General features: G+C 27.5%; 23 protein-coding genes. 6 read left to right on the forward strand and 17 right to left on the reverse strand.

The window, feature by feature from the left end; translation table 11 throughout:
• Window positions 1-188: 188 nt before the first annotated feature.
• Genes I2A66_RS09770 through nagB form a run of 3 tightly spaced genes read left to right on the forward strand, consistent with a single transcriptional unit; the run spans window position 189 to window position 2,893 of the window.
• Complete coding sequence (locus I2A66_RS09770; RefSeq protein ID WP_195251539.1) at window positions 189-926, forward strand: GntR family transcriptional regulator; 738 nt, start codon at window positions 189-191, stop codon at window positions 924-926.
• Between the two features lie 17 nt (window positions 927-943).
• Window positions 944-2,083: an N-acetylglucosamine-6-phosphate deacetylase gene (nagA, locus tag I2A66_RS09775; protein WP_122639216.1), complete on the forward strand. Its 1,140-nt coding sequence runs from the start codon at window positions 944-946 to the stop codon at window positions 2,081-2,083.
• A gap of 39 nt (window positions 2,084-2,122) precedes the next feature.
• Window positions 2,123-2,893: a glucosamine-6-phosphate deaminase gene (nagB, locus tag I2A66_RS09780; RefSeq protein ID WP_147516418.1), complete on the forward strand. Its 771-nt coding sequence runs from the start codon at window positions 2,123-2,125 to the stop codon at window positions 2,891-2,893.
• A 576-nt stretch (window positions 2,894-3,469) separates the two neighbouring features.
• Here the strand turns inward: nagB and I2A66_RS09785 are convergent.
• The 12 genes from I2A66_RS09785 to hflX all read right to left on the reverse strand — a co-directional run bounded on the left by I2A66_RS09785 (window position 3,470) and on the right by hflX (window position 14,084).
• Window positions 3,470-4,285 carry a MurR/RpiR family transcriptional regulator gene (locus tag I2A66_RS09785; protein ID WP_122639218.1) on the reverse strand — a complete coding sequence of 272 codons (816 nt, stop codon included), beginning with the start codon at window positions 4,283-4,285 and terminating at the stop codon, window positions 3,470-3,472.
• Between the two features lie 17 nt (window positions 4,286-4,302).
• Window positions 4,303-5,217: an ROK family protein gene (locus I2A66_RS09790; protein WP_147516417.1), complete on the reverse strand. Its 915-nt coding sequence runs from the start codon at window positions 5,215-5,217 to the stop codon at window positions 4,303-4,305.
• Between the two features lie 76 nt (window positions 5,218-5,293).
• Window positions 5,294-5,749, reverse strand: coding sequence for a YhcH/YjgK/YiaL family protein (locus tag I2A66_RS09795; RefSeq protein WP_122639220.1), 456 nt, complete (start codon window positions 5,747-5,749; stop codon window positions 5,294-5,296).
• Window positions 5,750-5,760: 11 nt separating this feature from the next.
• Window positions 5,761-7,257, reverse strand: a complete 1,497-nt coding sequence (locus tag I2A66_RS09800) for a sodium:solute symporter (protein ID WP_122639221.1) — start codon at window positions 7,255-7,257, stop codon at window positions 5,761-5,763.
• A 99-nt stretch (window positions 7,258-7,356) separates the two neighbouring features.
• Window positions 7,357-8,262 carry an N-acetylneuraminate lyase gene (locus I2A66_RS09805; protein ID WP_122639386.1) on the reverse strand — a complete coding sequence of 302 codons (906 nt, stop codon included), beginning with the start codon at window positions 8,260-8,262 and terminating at the stop codon, window positions 7,357-7,359.
• A gap of 47 nt (window positions 8,263-8,309) precedes the next feature.
• A complete protein-coding gene (locus I2A66_RS09810) occupies window positions 8,310-9,020 on the reverse strand; it encodes an N-acetylmannosamine-6-phosphate 2-epimerase (RefSeq protein WP_122639222.1) in 711 nt (236 codons plus the stop codon).
• A gap of 214 nt (window positions 9,021-9,234) precedes the next feature.
• Window positions 9,235-10,248: a DUF3021 domain-containing protein gene (locus I2A66_RS09815; protein WP_195251541.1), complete on the reverse strand. Its 1,014-nt coding sequence runs from the start codon at window positions 10,246-10,248 to the stop codon at window positions 9,235-9,237.
• Window positions 10,249-10,259: 11 nt separating this feature from the next.
• A complete protein-coding gene (locus I2A66_RS09820) occupies window positions 10,260-10,751 on the reverse strand; it encodes a LytTR family DNA-binding domain-containing protein (RefSeq protein ID WP_195251543.1) in 492 nt (163 codons plus the stop codon).
• Between the two features lie 155 nt (window positions 10,752-10,906).
• On the reverse strand, window positions 10,907-11,551 hold the full coding sequence (locus I2A66_RS09825) for a YigZ family protein (RefSeq protein ID WP_122639225.1): 645 nt from the start codon (window positions 11,549-11,551) through the stop codon (window positions 10,907-10,909).
• Between the two features lie 70 nt (window positions 11,552-11,621).
• Window positions 11,622-12,071, reverse strand: a complete 450-nt coding sequence (locus I2A66_RS09830; protein WP_147516414.1) for an NUDIX hydrolase — start codon at window positions 12,069-12,071, stop codon at window positions 11,622-11,624.
• Between the two features lie 60 nt (window positions 12,072-12,131).
• Window positions 12,132-12,791: a HEAT repeat domain-containing protein gene (locus I2A66_RS09835; RefSeq protein WP_147516413.1), complete on the reverse strand. Its 660-nt coding sequence runs from the start codon at window positions 12,789-12,791 to the stop codon at window positions 12,132-12,134.
• 9 nt (window positions 12,792-12,800) lie between these two features.
• Window positions 12,801-14,084: a GTPase HflX gene (gene hflX, locus I2A66_RS09840; protein ID WP_122639228.1), complete on the reverse strand. Its 1,284-nt coding sequence runs from the start codon at window positions 14,082-14,084 to the stop codon at window positions 12,801-12,803.
• Window positions 14,085-14,246: 162 nt separating this feature from the next.
• Here hflX and I2A66_RS09845 point away from each other — a divergent pair, with 162 nt between their 5' ends.
• Entirely contained in the window at window positions 14,247-14,510 is a 264-nt protein-coding gene (locus I2A66_RS09845) for a cysteine-rich small domain-containing protein (RefSeq protein WP_147516412.1), read from the forward strand.
• 109 nt (window positions 14,511-14,619) lie between these two features.
• On the opposite strand, the gene I2A66_RS09850 is transcribed toward I2A66_RS09845, so the two are convergent.
• Window positions 14,620-15,258, reverse strand: coding sequence for a TIGR01906 family membrane protein (locus I2A66_RS09850; RefSeq protein WP_122639230.1), 639 nt, complete (start codon window positions 15,256-15,258; stop codon window positions 14,620-14,622).
• Between the two features lie 506 nt (window positions 15,259-15,764).
• On the opposite strand from I2A66_RS09850, the gene rpsD reads away from it, so the two are divergent.
• Entirely contained in the window at window positions 15,765-16,361 is a 597-nt protein-coding gene (rpsD, locus tag I2A66_RS09855; protein WP_122639231.1) for a 30S ribosomal protein S4, read from the forward strand.
• A 199-nt stretch (window positions 16,362-16,560) separates the two neighbouring features.
• On the opposite strand, the gene I2A66_RS09860 is transcribed toward rpsD, so the two are convergent.
• Window positions 16,561-17,142 (reverse strand): manganese efflux pump MntP, encoded by a 582-nt coding sequence (locus I2A66_RS09860; protein ID WP_195251545.1) that lies wholly within the window; start codon window positions 17,140-17,142, stop codon window positions 16,561-16,563.
• A gap of 451 nt (window positions 17,143-17,593) precedes the next feature.
• Window positions 17,594-19,144, reverse strand: coding sequence for an ABC-F family ATP-binding cassette domain-containing protein (locus tag I2A66_RS09865; protein WP_147516410.1), 1,551 nt, complete (start codon window positions 19,142-19,144; stop codon window positions 17,594-17,596).
• Between the two features lie 282 nt (window positions 19,145-19,426).
• Between I2A66_RS09865 and I2A66_RS09870 the strand changes: the two genes are divergently transcribed.
• Window positions 19,427-20,755 carry an FAD-dependent oxidoreductase gene (locus I2A66_RS09870; protein WP_195251547.1) on the forward strand — a complete coding sequence of 443 codons (1,329 nt, stop codon included), beginning with the start codon at window positions 19,427-19,429 and terminating at the stop codon, window positions 20,753-20,755.
• Window positions 20,756-20,856: 101 nt separating this feature from the next.
• Here I2A66_RS09870 and I2A66_RS09875 read toward each other — a convergent pair whose 3' ends face one another.
• Window positions 20,857-21,570 (reverse strand): zinc dependent phospholipase C family protein, encoded by a 714-nt coding sequence (locus tag I2A66_RS09875; RefSeq protein ID WP_122639235.1) that lies wholly within the window; start codon window positions 21,568-21,570, stop codon window positions 20,857-20,859.
• Window positions 21,571-21,585: 15 nt separating this feature from the next.
• Window positions 21,586-22,422: an N-acetylmuramoyl-L-alanine amidase family protein gene (locus tag I2A66_RS09880; protein WP_147516409.1), complete on the reverse strand. Its 837-nt coding sequence runs from the start codon at window positions 22,420-22,422 to the stop codon at window positions 21,586-21,588.
• Between the last annotated feature and the right edge of the window lie 145 nt (window positions 22,423-22,567).

The raw sequence follows: 22,567 nt of genomic DNA on the forward strand, positions 1-22,567 counted from the left end.
CATTTATAAAATTCCTCTAACAATGGAGGCTAAGTTAATAAATAGTTTATTTTTGTTAACTCTTATTCAAGTTTAGATAAATTTATGTAAATATTCTTTTATAAACTTGATTTTTAAGTACTTTAATCATATAATTAAATTATAAAATTGGTATATACCATTTGGTATATACCATAAAGGTGGTAAATATGAAATTAGTAGATAAAAACTCGCAAATACCTCTATATATTCAGTTATCAGAAATAATAAAGGAAATGATTAATAATAAAGAACTGCAAGAAGGACATTACTTAATGTCTGAAAGGGATATTTGCAAAATTCAAGATATAAGCAGAATGACTGTTAATAAAGCAATTATGCATTTAGTAAACGAAGGAATTTTAGAAAGACGCCAAGGCAAAGGCACCTTTGTTTCTTATAAGAAGCAAAAGCTTACTTATGAAAGAATGCAAGGTTTTACAGAAATAGCAAAGTATAATAATCTTAATGTAAGAAATGAAATTTTAAAATTTGAATTATCAAAACCTAGCAATAAAGTTAATGAATACTTAAAGCTAAAAGATGATAACCTTTTAGTTTTTCAAATAGAGAGAATCAGATTTGTTGATGATGAGCCTACTATACTTGAAAAAATATATATTCCAAAGTATATGTGTCCAGGCTTAAGTAAGTCTCTTGTAGAGGAAAATTCTTTATATAAACTATATAGAGAAAAGTACATGCATAAAACTCAACAAGCTAGACAGGTAATAAATCCTATTATGTTAAATAAATCTGAATCAAAGCTTTTAAATGTAGACTTATCCACTCTTGGATTAAAAATTGACAGGGTTGTTTTTACTGATAAAGATGAGGTTCTAGAATATACTAGTTCTTTATTTATAACAAGTAAGCATCAATACGAAATTATACTTAATGAATATTAAAAATTAGGGGGAATATTATGAAAGCAATCATTAATGGAAAAATAATAACAAAAGATAAAGTTATAGAAGACAAAATACTTTTATTTGATGAAAAAATAGTAGATTTTTGTGATGAAGTTGATAAAGATATAGAAATTATAGATGCAAATGGTCTTTATGTTTCTCCTGGTCTTATAGATATTCATATTCATGGTAGCAATAATTTCGATACTATGGATAAAGATGATAGGGCTGTTCAAATTATAGGAGAAAGTATAAAGAAAACAGGAGTTACTTCATTTTTACCAACTACCATGACTATGGATAAAGATGATATTTATAGTGCTTTAGATAACATAAGAAAACTTATGAATAGAAAATATAATGGTGCTCAGGTAGTTGGTGCCCATCTTGAAGGACCTTTTATAAATAATAAATATAAAGGTGCTCAAAATAATAAATATATTCAATCTCCAAGTTTCTCTTTTATAGAAAATTATACAGATGTTATTAAGGTAATTTCTTATTCACCTGAAATAGATTTAGATTTTAATTTTACAAAAGAAGTTAAAGAGAAAACGGATATTGTTTTATCTCTAGCTCACACTAATGCAACTTATAATGAAGCTAAATCTTCTATATCTCATGGTGCCTCTAATATAACTCATTTATTTAATGCTATGACTCCTTTAAATCATAGAGAGATGGGTGTAGTTGGAGCAGCTCTTACGACTGATGTTTACTGTGAGATGATTTGTGACAATATACATGTTAATCCTGATTTATATCAATTTGTTATTGATAATAAAGGAAAAGATAAATTAGTTTTAGTTACAGATTCTATGAGAGCTGGATGTATGGCAGATGGTAAGTATGATTTAGGTGGCCAAGATGTTTTTGTAAAAGATAATGCAGCAAGACTTGCTTCTGGTAATTTAGCAGGAAGTGTCTTAACTTTGAATAAAGGTGTTTATAACTTTATGAAGAATACAGATATATCTATATATGAAGCAATTAATCTAGCTTCTCTTAATCCTGCTAAATCAATAAATATTGATGATAAAAAAGGAAGCTTAGAAATAAATAAAGATGCTGATATAGCTCTATTTGATGAAGAAATGAATTGCTATATGAGCATTTCACAAGGGGAAATAATTTTTAATAATTTAAATCAATAAATATATTTATAAATTATCAAAATTGGGAGGTATTTTAATATGAGAATAATAGTTTGTGAAAATTATGAATCATTAAGCAAAAAAGCAGCACAAATAGTAGGGAGTCAAATTATATTAAAACCTAATTCTATACTAGGTCTTGCTACAGGTAGTACTCCTGTGGGTATGTATAAAAACTTAATAAAAATGTACGAAGAAGGTTTAATAGATTTTGCAAAAGTAAAAACTTTCAACTTAGATGAATATTATAAACTTCCGGTTGATAATAATCAAAGCTACCATTATTTTATGGATGAAAACTTTTTTAACCATGTAAATATACCTAGAGAAAATATTCATATACCAGATGGACTTGCAAGTGATATTGAAAATGAATGTATCTCTTATGATGAAAGTATAAATAATAGTGGTGGTATTGATATACAAGTTTTAGGTATAGGAAACAATGCTCATATAGGATTTAATGAGCCTACTATAAACTTTAATAAAGGTACTCATGTTGTAACTTTAGATGAGTCTACAAGAGAAGCTAATGCTAGATTTTTTAATAGCTTAGACGAAGTTCCTACAAAAGCTGTTACTATGGGAATAGGTTCTATATTTAAAAGTAAAAAGATATTACTTTTAGCTAGTGGAAAAAATAAAGCAAAGGCTATATATGATACTGTTCATGGTCAAGTAACTCCACAAGTTCCTTCTTCTATATTACTACTTCATCATGATGTTATAATGATACTTGATAAAGAAGCTGCTAGTCTTTTAAATGAAGATGACTATGAGTCTGTTAATGATTATGAAAAAGTAAAATAATAAAAATTAAATAATTTTATCATATAAGAAATAACTGTACCTAAGAATTTAAACTATCTTAATTCTAAGGTATAGTTATTTTTAATTCATTATTTAAGTATATTTATGTTTCACGTTAACTATACTTATACTTCATATGATCACAGAATATAAACTAGGCACTTCTTATTAAGACCATCCAATATATTATCACTATATTCCAAAATGAATTATATATTTACTTTCTATTTTTGACTTATTAACTAAATAAATTAAATCATTATATTCTAACATCCTTTACTTAACTTTATAGCATAAAAATAACTATACCTTAGAATTTATTATATTTTAAATTCTAAAATATAGTTATTTATTAAAATCTAATTTTAAATTATTATATCAAATTAACATTGTCTCTTAAAAAATCTTGAAACTTTTTGAACATCATCACCTGCAAATAAAGTTAAAACAAAATCTGCAATAATTACAAATATATCTAATGCAATGTCCATAAAAATTCACCACCTTTAATTTGATATATTAAAATTATAATTCAAATTTTAATATATATACTTATAAATCTATATTTATACTAAATTATTCATAAAGAGCATGAAGAGTGTTACTATGAAGCTCCTCTTTTCTAAGCCTATCACTTTGAAGGAAGTGAGCATAAAAAATATCAACTATAACTAAAACTGGAAACTGAGGTGAAATAGCCTTTCCATTCTCTAAATGTTCCTTAACTGCAACATATAATATTTCATCACAATATTTATCCATTTCTTCATCTTGCTTTGAAGTTATTAAAACTATACTAGAACCTCTTCTATGTGCTTCTTTTAAAGAGTTAATAACCTCTTTCGTATTACCACTAATACTAATTCCTATTACTAAACACTCATTATCCATTAAAACAGAATTCATCTTCATTATATGACTATCTGATATGGCTTCTACATTTACCCCTAATCTCATAAGTCTTAACTTCATCTCTTGTGCAACAAGACCCGAACTACCTCGACCATAAATATATATCCTTTTCTTATTAGAAATCATATCTACAATTCTTTGCATCTGTTTTTCATCTATTAACGTGTAACTTTTATTTAAAAGCTCTTCATAAGTATTTAAAACCTGTTTAGTGTAACTAGTAGTTATATTAGGAGTACTTTTCTCAAAACTTTGCTTATATACAAAAATAAATTCTCTATATCCATCAAATCCACACTTTTTTGCAAACCTAGATATAGATGCTTCTGATACAAACAACTTCTTGGATAAATTTTTTGATGAAACATCAACCTCTTCAGTATTTCGTATAAAAAAATCTGCAATAGTCTTTTCAGATGGCGTAAAGCTATCATATAATGATTCTACATGAGGTATTATGCTTTTTTGATACTCCTTCATAAATGATTTCCTCTCCTTTAGTAAGGTACTACATCTTTAACTTTTCTTTTTTGCATATTTATAAAATTAAAATAAGCACCTAACATCCCCGCTTTATTTTGATTTACAGCAAACTCTAATTTCGTTTTCTTTGCTATAAAAGGAATTAAATTTCTATCTATACTATCTCTTATTTTATCATATAAATATTCTTTTTGCCCCATTATTCCTCCACCAAGTACTACTACTTCTGGATTTATTATATAACAAATATTAGCTATTCCTTGTCCTAATACTTCAATCATCTCATCTATAGCGTTTATACAGTCTAAATCTCCTTCTTTTGCTTTTTCAAAAATATACTTGCCATTAATAGTTTCATGACTTACATTTTTTAATTCAGCTACTTTTTTCACTAAAACACTACTTGCACCTAGTTCTTGGAATGTAGATCCCATCATATTCATATATCCTACTTCTCCACCACTACCAAATGCTCCATGATAAACTTCATTATTAATTATAATTGCTCCACCTATTCCAGTTCCAATGGTTAAGCATACACTTATTTTACTTCCCTTTGCTCCTCCTGCAAAATGTTCTGCAAGAGCTGCACAGTTTACATCATTTTCTACCTCACATTTTATATTAAACTTATTCTCTATAGTTTCTTTAATCTTCATTCCTGTATAGTTAGGAATTATAGGTGAAGCATAAATAATTTCTCCTTTTTCACAATCAACCATTCCTGCTGTAGATATACAAACTCCATCTATATCATCATAAAAACTATTGTATTTATTTACAATTTCTATAATTTTATTTAGTATATTTTGCCCTCCCTTTTGAGCTTCTGTATTCATTTCATCTGTAGTTACAAAATTTAAATCTTCATTTAATAATCCATATTTTATTGAAGTGCCACCTACATCTATGCATATATACTTTTTCATAAAATACTCCTTTTTCATATATGATTTTAGGGAGTGCATCAAAACTTTATGCACTCCCTTTTTATACTCATTTTATTTATTTAGAAATAATTATCTTGAATATAGCTTTTTTTATTTTTTTAGGCTCTTTAACCTTTACCGCCGTTCTATGAGCATCATTTGGATAGCAAATTAAGAAATCATCTTTATTAAGTACTACATGACCATTCTTTTCACCTTCTAGTGGTAAAAAATCATCCTTTTCAACGAATTCTTTTTGCTCCATATTATCTATAAAGTTTACATCTATTTGTTCTTCTCCGTCTAACATAAGATGTAAATCTAAATAATTTTTATGAGCTTCCCAAAATCTATTTTCAAAATCTGTAGTTTCATATTCTACTATGTTTACAAAAAGGTTTTCTCCATCTATTTCATGACTTCCTTTATCGTAATTTAATAAATCATTAGAATTTGCATATTCAAAACATCTTTTTATATCAGATTGTAAATAATCATATTCATGTAAATTTTTTATATTACCAAATATCATACATATCCCTCCTATGATTCATAAATTACTGTATCTTTATCAGGTACACTAACATCATTTTTTATTTTTCTAGATGCATAACTTACAGGAATTCCTACTATTAAAGATATTCCTATTGATATTATTGAGTAAGACCATATAGAAACTTCTGGCATAGTATATTTTATAACTATCATAGCTATTGATGATACTATAAATGCAGCAAATGCTCCTGTTGAGTTTGCAACCTTTGTAAATACCCCTAATACGAATGTTCCAGCTAGCACTCCTAGTACTAATCCCATAAATCCATTGAACCATTCATATGCCGATTTTATTTCCCCATTTGCAAGTACCATAGATACAACTATTGCAACTACACCTACTAAAAGTGAAACGTATTGAGCGATTCTTGTTTGTTGTTTAAAGCTCATTTGTTTTTTACTTAAACGTTCTTGTATATCTAATGTCCAACTTGTAGCTACTGAGTTAAGTCCAGTTGATAAAGTAGATTGAGATGCAGCATAAATTGCAGCAAGTAATATACCTGTTACACCAACTGGTAACTGATATGCTATATATGATGCAAATATTTGATCCTGTTGAGCTGTTTGAGCTAAAACTGGGTTTTGTCCATAGAACACGTATAATCCAGTTCCTATAAGATAGAACACTGTTGCTATGAATATTGATAAAGCACCATTAGTTAACATCATTTTATTTAATTGTTTTGTATCTGTAGTTGTAGTAAAACGTTGAACTATATCTTGACTTGATATATAAGAAGAACAAGTATTAAATCCTGCACCTACTACTATTAAAAATACACTTGTTTTTAATATGTTAGCATCGAATATAACCTCTTCTGCTCCTATAAACTTACCTTGTCTTAATGTTTCAAGCACTGCTCCTGCTCCACCATCTATATTAGCTAATAGATAAATAAGAGCAAATGTAACACCAACTAAAAGTACACTTCCTTGAATAAAGTCTGTCCATAAAACTGACTTTAATCCACCTGTATATGAATATATTATTGCTATAACACCCATTACTATTATTAATAAGTTTACATTTATTCCTGTTAAATTAGCAAGTACCATTGATGGTAAATACATTATTATAGACATTCTACCTATTTGATATACTATAAACATTAATGCTCCAAGTACTCTAAGTGCTTTACTTCCGAATCTTAATTCTAAATAATGATAAGCTGTATCTATATTTAATTTACTGTATATTGGTAAGAAGAATTTTATAGTTAAAGGTATTGCTATTAACATACCTAATTGAGCAAACCATAATATCCATGTTCCACCATAAGAGTTTCCTGCTAATGATAAAAATGATATAGGACTTAATAATGTCGCAAATATCGATACACTTGTTACCCACCAAGGAATAGTTCCATCACCTTTAAAGAACTCTTTCCCTTCCATGTCTTTCTTAGAAAAATGTAATCCTGCAAATAATACCGCCGCTAAATACGCCACTAGTATAATAAAGTCTATTGTAGTGAATCCCATATTTTACTTCCCCCTACAAATTTATTTTAGATTCTTTAATATATTTTAAGAGAAAAGTATTATTAAGTTTTAAGTTAATACTTTTCTCTTTAAATCAGATTAAGCGTTAACTATATCTACTTCTTTTACATATTTATCAAATATATTTTTAGCTTCTTTTACTTGTGCTTCTGTAGTTAAAGCCATTGGCTTACGGCAATATCCAGCATCTACACCGCTTAATTTTAATAATTCTTTTAGTGTTGCATACAATCCATTTGAAAGTATTGCAGTTATTAAATCATTAGTTACATGTTGTATTTCTCTAGCTTCTGAAATTTTACCTTCTCTTGCTAAATCAAATATTTGTCTAGCTCTTATACCATTTACATTGAAAGTAGAACCTATAGCACCATCTACTCCAAGTACTGTAGCTGGTAACATCATTTCATCAAATCCTGCATAAATTAAATGATTTGGATAAGCCTTTCTTAATCTTTCTAATAAATAGAAGTCAGCTGCTGTAAACTTAACACCTATTATTTTTTCATTTTCAAATAACTCACCAAATTGTTCTACACTCATATCTACTCCTGTTAAGAATGGTATAGAGTATATTATTAATCTATTATCTACGCTATCTATTATTGTGTTGTAATAATCTTTTATTTCATTAAATGAGAATTTATAGTAGAAAGGTGTAACTGCTGATATAGCATCATATCCTAAATCTGTAGCAAATTTTGCTAATTCTATTGATTCATATACATTTATAGAACCAACTTGAGCTATTAACTTTATTTGGTCTTTAGCTTCATCTTTTGCTATCTCAAATACTCTTTTCTTTTCTTCAGTACCAAGCATAAAGTTTTCACCAGTACTTCCACCTACATATAATCCATCAACTTTCATATTATCTATGTTGTGTCTTATTATTTCACGAAGTCCTTTTTCATTTATACTTCCATCTTCATTATAAGAAACTAAAAGTGCACTAAATATTCCTCTCATATCTGCGTTATTCATCATATTATCAATTCTCCCTTTTGTTTAATTTTTATATTAATTTAAAATTAATTACCTATACTAATTATTAATTCACCAATTGCATCTGAAAATCTTTTAGTAATATTTTGAGGTCTTGTAATTATAGAACCTACCACTACACTATAGCTTCCAAGTTCTAAAACTCTTTTAGCTTTCTCTGGTGTATCTATATTTCCTTCTGCAATTACCTTATTTGAAACCTTAGATATTATTTCTCTAAGTATTTCAAAATCGTTTTCCTCTATTTTACTATCTTTACTTTGTTTTGTATATCCAACTAATGTTGTACCTATAAAATCAAATCCTAGTTTATCAGCATGTATTGCTTCTTCAACAGTAGAGCAATCTGCCATTAGTTTTTGATTTGGATATTTCTTTCTTATCTCTTTATAAAATTCATCAAGTGTAACTCCATTTGGTCTTAAACTGCTAGTTGCATCAAGTGCAATTATCTCAGGTTTAACTTCCATAAGTTCATCAATCTCTTTCATTGTAGGAGTTATATATACGTCACAATTTTCATAATCTCTTTTTACTATCCCTATTATAGGAAGGTCCACATTTTTTTGTATCTCTTCTATATCCTCTTTTGTGTTAGCACGAATCCCAACTGCTCCACCTTCCTTAGCTGCTCTAGCCATTCGCCCCATTATAAAAGAAGAATGTAGAGGTTCATGTGGTAATGCTTGACAAGATACAATTAAATTATTTTTTAATTGTTCTAGATTATCACTCATACTCTCTCTCCTTCATTAATTATTTCTTATGAGTTCATTATATATCCTCAGGAAATCATTTTCAATATTTTTTAATTTTTAGAAAGTACTTTCACTTTTTTTGATTTTTTACTGATTTTAGTTTAATTTATATATTTTTTTTGAAATAAAAAACATGTTTTGAAGTATATTATTCCAGTTAAAATTAATTTTAAATAAAAATAAACCGTATCACTTATTTGTAATACGGTTTGAATATTTCAATCCAACATAGTTTTTTATTATTATCAGAATTATCATCTCCAAAATCTATATAAATAAATTCGGCAGTTACATTATTTATCCTATCATAATAAATATGTTTCTTTAATTGTTGTTCTTTATCATAATATTTCTCATAATAGTTGCTGCCTAATATTTGTGTTATATCATCAATTGACTTAACTTTATTTATGTCATTTATCTTAATATTTGTTTTATTTTCATCAAACCTAGTAAATATGTAAGAAACTTTATTTTGATTATCAACATCTAAATTTAATTCATCAAAATTATACTTATAGTCTGAATTATTCTCATTAGTTTGCGTATAGTTTTCAAAATCTACTAAAGATACATCCTCTCCTATTGAAATTCCATCAACTGTAATTTTTGATAAATTACTTGTTTTTACTGAATTCATTCTCAGTTTTTCAATACATAAGTTAAAAGTAATAAATACTAAAATCCCTAAAATTAATACAACAAATCCTCTTATTATAAATAAATTTTTCTTATCAACTTTTGATATTTTATCATTTTTAATTAATAATTTTTTCTTTATCTTTCTTATTTTTGTATAGCAACTAATAATACGATATATCCATATCACAATATATACTACTAATAATATACCTATATACAGTAATACATGTGATATACCTACCATATTTGTATGAGCAAGTAATAAATAAATAGCTATACAAATAGAAGAAATTATAAAATGCAATATAGTTTGAAATAATATACTCCATTCATCCTTTTCAAATATTATTGAGCTAATACCCATAATACTTCCAATTATACCTATTCCAAAATATTGGATAACAATTGCCTTTAAGACACTTCCAGTTCTATAAACAAGTGCAGTATCAGCTGGATAAAATTCTCCTGTACTTAAACATATAGATATTATAATTGACATTGTATAAGATAAAAATACTCCAAATACAAATCCTAAAATACCTTTAATACATAACCTTTTCTTCATATACTTATCTCCTACAATCCCAAAATTTTTTTTATGCCTGAAAGATATCTTCTAGAAACAAAACATTCAATATTGCCTTTGAGTTTTATACAAATACTTCCTTTAAAACTTAAATCTATGTCTATTACTTTCTTTAAGTTAATAATATCTGTATTAGAAATTCTAACAAATGAATTTGATTCTAAACGCTCCTCCAGTTCATATAATCGAAACTTTACAATATATTCACTATCTACTGTTTGTGCATAAACACGCTGGTTACTACTATAAAATCTAACAATATCTTTTGGTTCTAAAAGAGCTGCACGTTCACCTTGTATCCCAGTAATTACAGTATCTTCCACATCTGATAGTTTATAAAATAATCTACTAATTTCATCTGTCATTTGATTTGACTTAATAATTACTTCTGTTTCTTCATATTTTTCATCTATTTCTACATATACTTTCATTTTACTATTTACCTCCTCCCATAATATAACTTCATTTAAGTTATGCTTCAACAATTATTATATATGTGGTCAATTCTAGCTTTTAAGTGGCATAAATCATATTATAAAATCATTTCTTGTACTTAAACTCTAATTTATGTTCAATAAATAAAAAATGCTCAGTACTAAAATACTAAGCATTTTTTAACATACAATTATATAAAAATTTATAATATTATTTGACCATCTTGTTCAGATAAATAAAATTCTTCACCTAACTCTATTTTAGCTGTGGCACTAGTTATATCTGTAATTCTAGAAGTTAAGTTTTCAACAGCTTCTAACTTAGAATAAACTATAATTTCAACGTCATCAGTATAAAGAGTATCTTTTACAAAATAACCAAGATTCATTAATTCATTTTGAATTTTACCTAATTGATTATAATCAATCTTTATCTTAACTTCTTTATACATTACCTTTTCTATTATCTTTGCTGCATCAAGACCTATTTTAGCTCCTTTAGTATAAGCTCTAACAAGACCGCCTGCACCTAGTTTTATACCGCCAAAATATCTAGTTACAACAACTGCAACATCTCTTAAATCTTCTTTTTTTATAACTTCTAGTGTAGGTATTCCAGCTGTTCCTTGTGGTTCTCCATCATCACTATATCTTTGTATATTCATAGTAGGACCTACTGTATATGCCCATACATTGTGTCTTGCATCTTTATGTTTTTTCTTTATTTCATTTATAAATTCAATAGCTTCTTCTTCCGTCTTTACAGGCTTTGCATATCCTATAAAAGTTGATTTTTCTATTATAATTTCATCACTACCAAAGTCATGTAATGTCTTATAGCTACTCATTAAATCCTCCTGTGTGTATTTAAATTATTGAAAAAAGAAAGGGCATTAACCCTTTCTTTTTTATTTATATTTATTTATAGTTTAAGGCAACATTAGTTCCGTCACAACTGTTTTTCTTTATTTCTTTATATTTTTTGTATGATATATCAACTAAAGATCTTTCTTTGCTATGAGTTAACATATTTAAGGCTTCTTTTACTTTATAAAATCCACCATCCTTGAATTCACCATCAATTTTATAATACGTATTTTGGGCTTCCATTACATACCAAGTTACTGCATTTGTTACTTCTTTTTGTCTACTTCTTGAGAAAAATTCATACATAGTATCACCTGCAACTTGTAGTGTTGTAGCTTCAACTCCTGTTTCTTCTTTTACTCTATTAACTGCACTTTCCCAAGCTAGCTCTTCATCATGAATTTTACCTTTTGGTAATGTCCACTCATCTCTATCGTTTTTTAATAAAAGGACTTTATTAGCGTAAAATACAACTCCACCTGCACAACGTCTTACTATCATTTTTAAACCCCTCCTAGTTATTTTAACTATTTTTTGGTTCTAATTTGATACATTAAATTACTATCTATTTTCTAATGTATCAATTGCTTCATCATAGGCCCTAAGTACATAGTCTTTTTCAAATTGTTTTTTGTTTTTTAACTGTCTTAGCATTTTTAAACTTGTTTCATTTCCTATTTTTGATAGTGCCTTTGCACAATATTGTCTAGTCTGCGCATTTGTATCATATAATCCTCTTTGTAGAACTTCTCTACTTTTAGGTGATTCAATTTTTCGAAGCGCTGAATAAGTTATTCTTCTTACATCTGAATGCCTATGGTTTGTTAGTGGATGTAGTAATTTTAAAAATCTATCATCCTTTAATTCACCTGTTGCCCAAATAAGAATCATCAAATCTTCAGCATTTCTTTCTATAAGTATCCTCTTATAAAGTCTTCTCTTAAAGTCTATCATCTTTTCTGCATTTAAGCTTTCCATAAAACTAAGCCTTTTCTCTTTGTTATACTCTAGAAACTTATCTAAAATATCTTTAGATGATTCTAGCTCATCTTTAAGCATAGCTTTAATTTCTAGCTTTGCCTTTATTAGATGATCATTGACTTCAGTTGTTGAGATACTTCTAATTTTACTAATTTGAGATACTGTTTTAGATTCTTTATAAAGAAGATAGGTTATAAAATAATCTTCCAATTGGTCTATATTATCCCAACTTATATTCATTATTATTACCTACTTCTCTAATATATAGTCTTTATATATATTATAATCTTCTTCTTCTAAATTTACATCAAGTGTTATCCCAGTTTCCCCATATTCAAAGTTTTCTACATTATATTTATCCTTTATCTTACTAAATATATGTCCTTTATCATATGGTAATAGAAGACTTACAGGATAAGTATTTTTCATTAATGCATCTTCTATCATATATAATAATTTTTCCATATTTATTCCTTTTTTAGCAGATATATATATTACATCATCTGTGTTTTTAGGATAAATATCTAAATCTAATCTATCTATTTTATTATAAACAAGTATAGTATGCTTATCATCAGCCCCTAGTTCTTTAAGTACTGATTCAGTAGTTTTCTTTTGAAGTTCATAACTACTATTTGTAGCATCTATTACATGTAAAATTAAATCTGCATATTGAACCTCTTCTAAAGTAGCTTTAAATGCCTCTACTAAGTCATGAGGAAGCTTACTAACAAATCCAACAGTATCTACAACTAAAAACTCTTTTTTATTAGGTAGTAATGCTTTTCTTAATGTAACATCTAGTGTTGCGAATAGCATATCTTTTGCCATAACTTCTTTTTCAATGTCATAGTCTTTATGTGTTTTTATTAATTCATTTAGTAGAGTTGACTTACCTGCATTGGTATATCCAACAAGTGCAACAATTGGTATATTTGACTTAAGACGTTGAACTCTTTGAGTTTCTCTATTTTTCTTAACTTCTCTAAGTTCTCTTCTTATATCTGCTGCCTTATTTAATATATGTCTTTTATCAACTTCTAGCTTTTGTTCACCTGGTCCTCTAGTTCCAATTCCTGCACCAGTTCTACTCATTTCTCCACCCATACCATAAAGTCTAGGTAATCTATATTTTAACTGAGCAAGCTCAACTTGAAGTTTACCTTCTTTACTTAAAGCTCTTTGTGCAAATATATCTAGTATTAATGTTGTTCTATCTATAACTTTTATCCCAACTATCTCTTCTATATTTCTTATATGAGCCCCTGATAATTCATCATTAAAAATTACCATTGTAGCTCCTAAAGATTCGCAATATGCTCTTAGTTCTTCAACCTTCCCTTTTCCTATATAGTATGCTGCATCTCTTGATTGCCTATTTTGAGTTATACTTCCTACAACCTCAGCTCCAGCTGCTTTTGTAAGCTCTTTTAACTCTTCCATTGATTCGTTTATGTCTATATCATCTATTCTTCTTGCAGTCGACGTTATATTAAGTCCTACAAGTAAAGCTCTTTCTTTTTTTTCTTGCATGTAAACACCTCTTTAATATGTGATTATGAATTAAATTTCTTTATTATTATACCATTGTTGCTATTTTTTAGTATATTATTCTAAAACTTTAGTATAATTATGTTGCGATTAAATTTTATGATTTATGTATGAATATAGACATTTAAAATCTGGAGGTATATTATGAGCGAAAATTATAAATTTTTTAACCATAACACTTGTGAGTTTTTCCCTTGTCATAAGACAAATAAACCAGAAGAGTTTAACTGCCTATTCTGTTATTGCCCATTATATGCTTTAGGTGAGGATTGTGGTGGTAATTTTAGGTATAACGAAAAAGGATTTAAAGATTGTTCTAAGTGCTTATTGCCACATAATCCTAAAAACTACGACTATATAATGAGTCGATATAAGGATATAATGAAAATTGCAGCTAAGAAAGATTAGTAAATTATGTGTTTTGAAATTAATTTCAAAACACATAATACTACTTCATTTTGATTATATTATATTAATTATTTATATTCCTTTTATTTTTGTAATATGTTTCTATTGATTATGTATACTTAATATTTGACTTTAGTGCCTTATATATAAGATGTAATACAATACTACTTAATATAACAAATACAACTATCATTAATCCTGCATGATAAAAAAATTCTTGTGGCAAAATGTTTATAACAGGATCTTTTAAAGGATCAAATATCCAGTAATCATTATCAAACATTATTTCATGAAAAATTACAAATGTTTTATCAAAATTTATTAACATAGGTATTGAAACCAATATAGGTAATATTATTACTAACTTGGATGTTATATTTAAAAAGTCTATTTTCTTATTTTTTAAATTATAAACTATTCCTATTAAAGTTATTATAAATGAAAGTATTAATAACTTATTTACATTTAAAAATATTTCTTTCACTTCTTCAAAGTGTATTTTTCCTTCCCTTGAAGATTTTATTGTAGGTAACTCAAAATCACCTGATATTTTATTTAAATTATAATCTATCATATAATCATAATTAAGTTTTATCTCTTCTTTTGTTAAATTATTCATTTCATCTATATTTAAATAGTTTATATCAAAGTAATATAATTCTTTAAACGCAACAACTATTCTTATACTACACCCTATTATCAATAAACTAAAAAATATACAAAATATTATATTCATTGCTTTTTTCATAACTAACCCTACCTTATTATCAGTCTTAATTTATATTGTAATGGATTTTTATACATATTTTTACTTTTTTATATTAATTTAATTTTTTTATTTTTGATAATGAATTTCATTTGCATTATATCTTTTTTTATGTTATATTAATTACAGGCTCAATATATCACCAAGGGATTTGGAGAGATAATAACAATTAAATAATCTTTAACACGTGTACGTTCGATAATATATTTTAACCAATATATTCTCTATTATATTTTATATAGCATATCCCCTTACACAAATTTTAATATTCTATTTTGTTAAAGTTATTAATTGTTTATATAGCCATAAAAATCTTTACACTAATTTATTATGTGTAAATTACACTAACTTCTTCTTAAGAGACCATGTTAACTACGTGGTCTCTTTTTTGATAATGAATTTCATTTGCATTAAATATTTATTTATGTTATAATAACCTTGGCTTTAAAAATTATCGCGGCAATTTTAATTTTTAAGGAGAGATAATTATGGCAAAAATGATGGGACCTAGATTTAAACAATGTAGGAGATTAGGACTAAATGTATGTGGTCATCCAAAAGCAATGGATAGAGCTACAAAAGGAACTTCTAGAGCTGATAAAAAGCTTTCACCTTACGGAACTCAGTTATTAGAAAAACAAAGATTAAAAGCTTATTACGGTGTATTAGAAAAGCAATTTTCAAACTATGTAAAAAAAGCTACTAAATCTAATGAATCTACTGGTACAGCACTTATTCAAATGCTTGAGTGTAGATTAGATAACTTAGTTTATAGATTAGGATTAGCTAGTTCTATAAGACAAGCTCGTCAAATGGTTGTTCATGGACATATTTTAGTTGATGGTAAAAAGGTTGATATACCTTCTTATGGTGTTTCTGTAGGACAAGTTATATCACTTAGAGCTAAGTCTCAAAATAATGTTATGTTTAAGGAAAGTTTCTTAAGTAATGCCCTTAGCCAATATGCTTATTTAAGTAAAGATGTAGATTCATTCTCAGGTACTTTAGTTAAAATACCTGAAAGAAATGAAGTACCAATTGAGATCAATGACATATTAGTTGTTGAATACTACTCAAAATTATAAAAAAAGTTAAAAAAAGTGTGGTAATTTAGTATGTTCGTGTAACTGGCGAGTATTGTGGGAATATAAATTTCATTCCATGCAAGATAAAGTACGTCTTGCAAATGGAATGAAATTTATATTTACCACATACTCGCTGGTTTACTCGTATACTATAAAATACCACACTACTTTTTTGGTTGAGAATAAAATAAATATAAGATTATCCTATTATTCCTATGTGTTCTAATAGTATTTTCACCCCCATACCTATTAATATTATTCCACCTGCTAATTCTGCTTTTGATTTATATTTTATTCCGAATACATTTCCTATTTTTACACCTATCATTGATAGTATAAATGTTACTATTCCTATAAATGTTACTGCTGGTGCTATGTCTACTTGTAAAAATGCAAGTGTTATACCGACTGCTAATGCATCTATACTAGTAGCTATTGCTAATACACTCATATTTTTAAAGCTTAACATTTCTTTTTCACTTTGAACTGCTTCTATATCATCATCATCTTTACTTAAAGCTTCTTGTATCATTTTTAAACCTAAGTATCCTAAAAGTATGAATGCAATCCAATGATCCACGCTCATTATATAATCTTTAAATTGTAATCCTAAGAAATACCCTATTAAAGGCATTCCTGCCTGGAATCCTCCAAAATAAAGCCCTACTATACCCGAATTTTTTAAAGTAATTCTTCTCATTGAAAGCCCCTTACAAACAGAAACTGCAAAAGCATCCATCGACAGCCCAACCGCTAATACAAAAAGTTCAATTAAACTCATAAATCTTTCTCCTTAAAAAATAATATCTATTGTAATAATACAAAATTCATTTATATAATATGCCAACCTATCTAGCATAAAAAAAGACTTATCTACAGATATAGTATAACCCATATCTGTAGATAAGTCTCATTATTCAAAATAAAGCCAGATGGTAAAACCATCAGTATGTTGACCTTACTACACACTAAATAATAAAAGTGTGCCAACTACTCCCTTATCTATCTATATTATATTATATTAAACCACAATTTAATGCAACATACAAATAAATATTTATATCTAGTTTTTATTTATTTCTAACTTCCACCCAAAGAGTTTTAATACAAAGTACATTTAGTAAAACTCGGCGAAGGGTCGATGAGATATTGCAATTTATAATCTATTCGCAAGACACCTTTTGTCTTTCATAGATTATAAATGCAATACTCACCGCCCCGAAGCCACTTAACTAAACAATCTTAGTAGTAAAATCCTCTATATTCCATACATCATCAACTATATCCATATAGAATTCAGGTTCATGTGATACAAGTACTACAGTTCCTTTAAATTCTCTTATAGCTTTCTTTAACTCATCCTTAGCTTCAACATCTAAGTGATTTGTAGGTTCGTCTAGTACTAATAAGTTTATGTCTTTTAACATTATCTTACATAACCTAACTTTAGCAGCTTCTCCCCCACTTAAAACTCTAACTTGACTTGTTATATGTTCATTTGATAAACCACACTTAGAAAGTGCTTGTCTAACTTCAAAGTTTGTAAGACCTGGGAATTCTGCCCAAACATCATCCATTGGAGTATTGTAGTTATCCTTAGAACTTTCTTGTTCAAAGTATCCTACTTCTAAGTAATCTCCTAACTCAACTTCTCCATCAAAAGGCTTTATTATTCCAAGTAAAGTCTTTAATAATGTAGACTTACCTATACCATTCATACCTTTTAATGCAACTTTTTTATTTCTTTCTAGTTCAAAATTAAGAGGCTTAGTTAATGGTTCATTATATCCTAATACTAAGTCTTTAGTTTTGAATATATATCTACTAGCCGCTCTAGCTTCTCTAAATTGGAATGTAGGCTTTATTTTTTCTTTTGGTCTTTCTAATATTTCCATCTTGTCAAGAATCTTTTGTCTACTGTTTGCCATACCACGAGTAGCAACTCTTGCTTTATTTCTAGCAACGAAATCTTCAAGTTTCTTTCTTTCTTCAACTTGTCTTTCGTATGCACTTTCTTCTTGACGTTTCTTTATTTCATTTAATCTTACGAATTCATCATAGTTACCTTTGTATCTATTTAACTCCCCATTTTCTAAGTGGTAAATTACATTACATGTATCATTTATAAATGGTATATCATGAGATACTAATATAAAACTATTTTCGTATTCTTGTAAATATCTAGTTAACCATACTATATGCTCTTCATCTAAATAGTTAGTAGGCTCGTCTAGGATTAATATAGTAGGATTTTCAAGTAGTAACTTAGTTAAAAGTACTTTTGTTCTTTGACCTCCACTTAGATCTGTTACGTCTCTATCTAATCCTATATCTCCAAGACCTAAACCATTTGCAACTTCTTGGATTTTTGCGTCTATCATATAGAAACCACTATTTTCAAGTATTGTTTGTATTTCAGCTGTATCTTCAAGAAGCTTAGTCATTTGATCTTCATCAGCTTCTCCCATTTTATCATACATACCTATCATTTCTTGTTCTAAATCAAACATAGGCTTAAAAGCATTTCTTAGTATATCTCTTATAGAGTTACCTTTTTCAAGAACTGAATGTTGATCTAAGTAACCAACAGTGGCTCTAGAAGACCACTTTATATTACCTGCATCAGGCATTAATTTTTTTGTTATTATATTTAAAAAGCTTGATTTCCCTTCTCCATTTGCCCCAACTAAAGCAATATGTTCACCTTTTTTTAATCTGAAAGAAACATTCTCTAGTATAGTTCTAGCTCCGAAACCATGACTTACGTTTTCTACTACTAGCATTGTCCACCTCTTCATTAATAGTTATTTTTCATTCTATATTATAATATATTCTTTTTTATCTTAAATCAAGTGTATGAAATATCCATATGTAATTTTATAAAAATTTAATGAATCAAGAGATATTAATTAACAAAAACTAGTCATATAAAATATAATTAATTAAATTTCTATTTTTTTGTTTTAAATTTAACGAATGTGGTATAAATATAATGTTAATATTTTGTCAATTAGATTTTAAACAAATTATTTATAAATTTTAAAACCCATATGGAGGTAGTAATTATGAAAATTGTAGTTGTAGGATGTACTCATGCAGGAACTGCTGCTGTTGTAAATATGAAAGAACTTTATCCAGATAGTCAAATAACTATTTATGAAAAAAATGATAATATATCATTCTTATCTTGTGGTATAGCTTTAAGTGTTGAAAATGTTGTTACTGAACCGGAAAAATTATTTTATAACTCTCCAGATAACTTAGCTTCTCAAGGTATAGTTACAAATATGAAACATGAAGTTTTAGATATAGATTTTGATAATAAAAAACTATCAGTTAAAAATTTAGTTACTAATGAAATCATAGAAGATAGTTATGATAAATTAGTTCTAACTTTAGGTTCTTGGCCTATAGTGCCTAAATTTGAGGGTGGCAATTTAGAAAATATACTTCTTTGTAAAAACTATGATCATGCTAAAACTATAATAGAAAAATCTAAAAATGCTAAAAATGTTGTAGTTATAGGTGCTGGTTATATAGGAGTTGAACTTGCTGAAGCCTTCGAAATGAGAAATAAAAATGTTACTCTTATAGATGCTGAAAACAGAATAATGGCCAAATATCTAGATAAAGAATTTACAGATATAGCTCAAGAAGAATTCACTAAAAGAGGCGTTAATTTAGTTCTTGGACAAAAAGTTCAAAAATTTGAAGGTACTGATAAAGTTTCTAAAGTTGTAACAGATAAAGGTGAATTTGAAGCTGATTTAGTTGTATTATGTATAGGTTTTGCACCTAATACTAAATTAGTAAAAGGAAAACTAGATACACTATCTAATGGAGCTATAATAATAGATGAATATATGAGAACTAGCAAAGAAGATGTGTTTGCTGCAGGAGATTGCTGTGTTGTTAGATACAATCCAGCTAATGAAAATAGATATATACCTTTAGCTACTAATGCAGTTAGAATGGGTACTTTAGTTGCTAAAAATCTAGTTAAACCAACTTTAAAATACATGGGTACTCAGGGTACTTCTGGAATAAAAATTTATGACTTATGTATTGCTTCAACTGGACTTACTGAAGAAGTTGCTAAAAGCACTACATCTTTAAATGTTGCTTCAGTTACTGCAGTTGATAATTACAGACCTGAATTTATGCCTACATTTGAAGAAGCTAAATTAAAATTAGTATACGATAAAGACACTAGAAAAGTAGTTGGTGGTCAAATTATTTCTAAGATAGATTTAACTCAATTTATGAATACTTTATCTGTTGTTATTCAAAACGAAATGACTGTTGAAGAGCTAGCTATGACTGACTTCTTCTTCCAGCCTCATTTTAATAAACCATGGAGTTTATTAAATACTGCTGCTCTTATGGCTTTATAAAAAATCGTTAGCTAGTATCTGTTATTAGCTAGTATATAAATAAAAAAATCCTGATATGCAACTGCAAGAATGTTGCATATATCAGGATTTTTTATTTTACATTAATTTAAGTAGTAAAATACATCATCATAAAACATTAGTAGGCATCCCGCTGTACTTCTTTGCGATACTGTAATCGCCTTTGTTGCTATTAGATAAAACTTTGTTGTTAAATCATTTATATCTCTATACATATAATCTAGGTCTAGTCCTAAGTTTGAATTATGATCCACATATTCTTCTATTGAGTTTAATAATATAGGTTTATCCTCAGTTCTAAATCTTCTCATTTTTTTGTAGTTCGCTTTTACATATACTTCAAATTGTCTATGATTATCCAATAACTTTCCCTTGGCATGTTGTGGTATAGTTAAATCTTGTACTATATGACATGCCGCTCCAAGATAGAACATAGCTCTTTCATAGTTCCCTAAACTTATATATTTTAACGCTCTATTGTAATAACTTAAAGTTACTGACATTGCATTATCATCATATCCAAACTTTCCTTTTTGTAATTTAGGATTATAAAAATGGTGATAACATTTAAAATCCTGATCTGCCCATACTAATCCTTGATTTATTTGTGCCTCATATTTTTTAAAAAATTCGTATTCTTCTTCATATCCGTTTACTTTTAATATATTTAATGCATTCTTTTGTATAAATATATGCACTTCACAATCTGTTTTAATTATAGTCCTTTTTATAGGAGCCACAACTTTAAAAGTATTAGTTAATGCAGTTGCATATACACTTTCTAAAGTATCCTTCATTTATATCACCTAACGTCATTTAGTCTTAAAATATTCATCTACTCCATCTGCAATACTTTGCATTAATTTTCTTTGATAGTCAGGATTAGACATCATTTGGTCTTCATTATAATTACTCATAAAGCCCATTTCAACTAATACTGCTGGTACTTTAGACCAATTAAATCCAGTTAAGTCACCACGTTGAAAAACTCCATTTATTTGTATTCCTGAATTTTTCATACTGCTCCTAATTAATTCCGCACACTTATTACTCTCTTCATATATAGAGGATGTGTATCTTCCACCTTCCTCTGGAATTAATATTGATGCTCCTGTTTTAGATGAATTGTCTATACTATCAGCATGAATTCTAACTACCAAATTTGCATTTTTATCATTTGCAAAAATTGCTCTCTCACTATTACTAATATTTACATCATGGCTTTCTCTAGTCATTATGATATTATAGCCTTTACCTTCTAATATATGTTTTAAAACTGTAGATGCTTCTAAATTTAGAACATATTCTGGCTTTTTAGTTGCTACGCCTTCTGTACCAGATGAAACTCTTGCTTTTTGATATCCTGAACCTGGCCCTACTGGTTCTAAGTTTGGATCACCTTTTTCTTGATGTCCGGGATCTATACATATTAAATATTTTGAATTATCTTTTATACTATTTTCATCATCTTTTTCTGATGTAGGTTTTTTATCCTCGACCTTTTGTTCTCTATTTTTATCTTTATCGTTATCTATTCCCTTACTTATTAACCCTGTTGCTTTGTAAAGACTATTTAATGGGTCTGATGTACCTATAAGAATTATTCCCATAGCTATTATTGCCATTATTATCACTCTATATTTTTTCATTTTATTCTCCTTTCACTTTTAAATTTGTATAAAGTTATTTTCTAGTTTATTCTCCCCAGATTATTTAAATTTTATTTTTACTTAGTTTTTCATTTATATTTGCTATTTAATGCATATATATTTATATATCGTAAATTTAGGTGGT

The sequence above is a fragment of the Romboutsia sp. 1001713B170207_170306_H8 genome (assembly GCF_015550495.1).
Taxonomy (GTDB): domain Bacteria; phylum Bacillota; class Clostridia; order Peptostreptococcales; family Peptostreptococcaceae; genus Romboutsia_E.

What these genes read in the sequence shown, in the direction of transcription:
- I2A66_RS09770 (WP_195251539.1), top strand. Translation starts at nt 189, where the DNA reads ATGAAATTAGTAGATAAAAACTCGCAAATACCTCTATATATTCAGTTA.
- I2A66_RS09865 (WP_147516410.1), bottom strand. Translation starts at nt 19,144, where the DNA reads ATGCTAGTAGTAGAAAACGTAAGTCATGGTTTCGGAGCTAGAACTATA.
- hflX (WP_122639228.1), bottom strand. Translation starts at nt 14,084, where the DNA reads ATGCAAGAAAAAAAAGAAAGAGCTTTACTTGTAGGACTTAATATAACG.
- I2A66_RS09850 (WP_122639230.1), bottom strand. Translation starts at nt 15,258, where the DNA reads ATGAAAAAAGCAATGAATATAATATTTTGTATATTTTTTAGTTTATTG.
- I2A66_RS09805 (WP_122639386.1), bottom strand. Translation starts at nt 8,262, where the DNA reads ATGAATAACGCAGATATGAGAGGAATATTTAGTGCACTTTTAGTTTCT.
- I2A66_RS09875 (WP_122639235.1), bottom strand. Translation starts at nt 21,570, where the DNA reads ATGAAGGATACTTTAGAAAGTGTATATGCAACTGCATTAACTAATACT.
- nagB (WP_147516418.1), top strand. Translation starts at nt 2,123, where the DNA reads ATGAGAATAATAGTTTGTGAAAATTATGAATCATTAAGCAAAAAAGCA.
- nagA (WP_122639216.1), top strand. Translation starts at nt 944, where the DNA reads ATGAAAGCAATCATTAATGGAAAAATAATAACAAAAGATAAAGTTATA.
- I2A66_RS09880 (WP_147516409.1), bottom strand. Translation starts at nt 22,422, where the DNA reads ATGAAAAAATATAGAGTGATAATAATGGCAATAATAGCTATGGGAATA.
- I2A66_RS09810 (WP_122639222.1), bottom strand. Translation starts at nt 9,020, where the DNA reads ATGAGTGATAATCTAGAACAATTAAAAAATAATTTAATTGTATCTTGT.
- I2A66_RS09815 (WP_195251541.1), bottom strand. Translation starts at nt 10,248, where the DNA reads ATGAAGAAAAGGTTATGTATTAAAGGTATTTTAGGATTTGTATTTGGA.
- I2A66_RS09795 (WP_122639220.1), bottom strand. Translation starts at nt 5,749, where the DNA reads ATGATATTTGGTAATATAAAAAATTTACATGAATATGATTATTTACAA.
- I2A66_RS09835 (WP_147516413.1), bottom strand. Translation starts at nt 12,791, where the DNA reads ATGAATATAAGTTGGGATAATATAGACCAATTGGAAGATTATTTTATA.
- I2A66_RS09845 (WP_147516412.1), top strand. Translation starts at nt 14,247, where the DNA reads ATGAGCGAAAATTATAAATTTTTTAACCATAACACTTGTGAGTTTTTC.
- I2A66_RS09870 (WP_195251547.1), top strand. Translation starts at nt 19,427, where the DNA reads ATGAAAATTGTAGTTGTAGGATGTACTCATGCAGGAACTGCTGCTGTT.
- I2A66_RS09790 (WP_147516417.1), bottom strand. Translation starts at nt 5,217, where the DNA reads ATGAAAAAGTATATATGCATAGATGTAGGTGGCACTTCAATAAAATAT.
- I2A66_RS09860 (WP_195251545.1), bottom strand. Translation starts at nt 17,142, where the DNA reads ATGAGTTTAATTGAACTTTTTGTATTAGCGGTTGGGCTGTCGATGGAT.
- I2A66_RS09830 (WP_147516414.1), bottom strand. Translation starts at nt 12,071, where the DNA reads ATGATAGTAAGACGTTGTGCAGGTGGAGTTGTATTTTACGCTAATAAA.
- I2A66_RS09800 (WP_122639221.1), bottom strand. Translation starts at nt 7,257, where the DNA reads ATGGGATTCACTACAATAGACTTTATTATACTAGTGGCGTATTTAGCG.
- rpsD (WP_122639231.1), top strand. Translation starts at nt 15,765, where the DNA reads ATGGCAAAAATGATGGGACCTAGATTTAAACAATGTAGGAGATTAGGA.
- I2A66_RS09785 (WP_122639218.1), bottom strand. Translation starts at nt 4,285, where the DNA reads ATGAAGGAGTATCAAAAAAGCATAATACCTCATGTAGAATCATTATAT.
- I2A66_RS09825 (WP_122639225.1), bottom strand. Translation starts at nt 11,551, where the DNA reads ATGAGTAGCTATAAGACATTACATGACTTTGGTAGTGATGAAATTATA.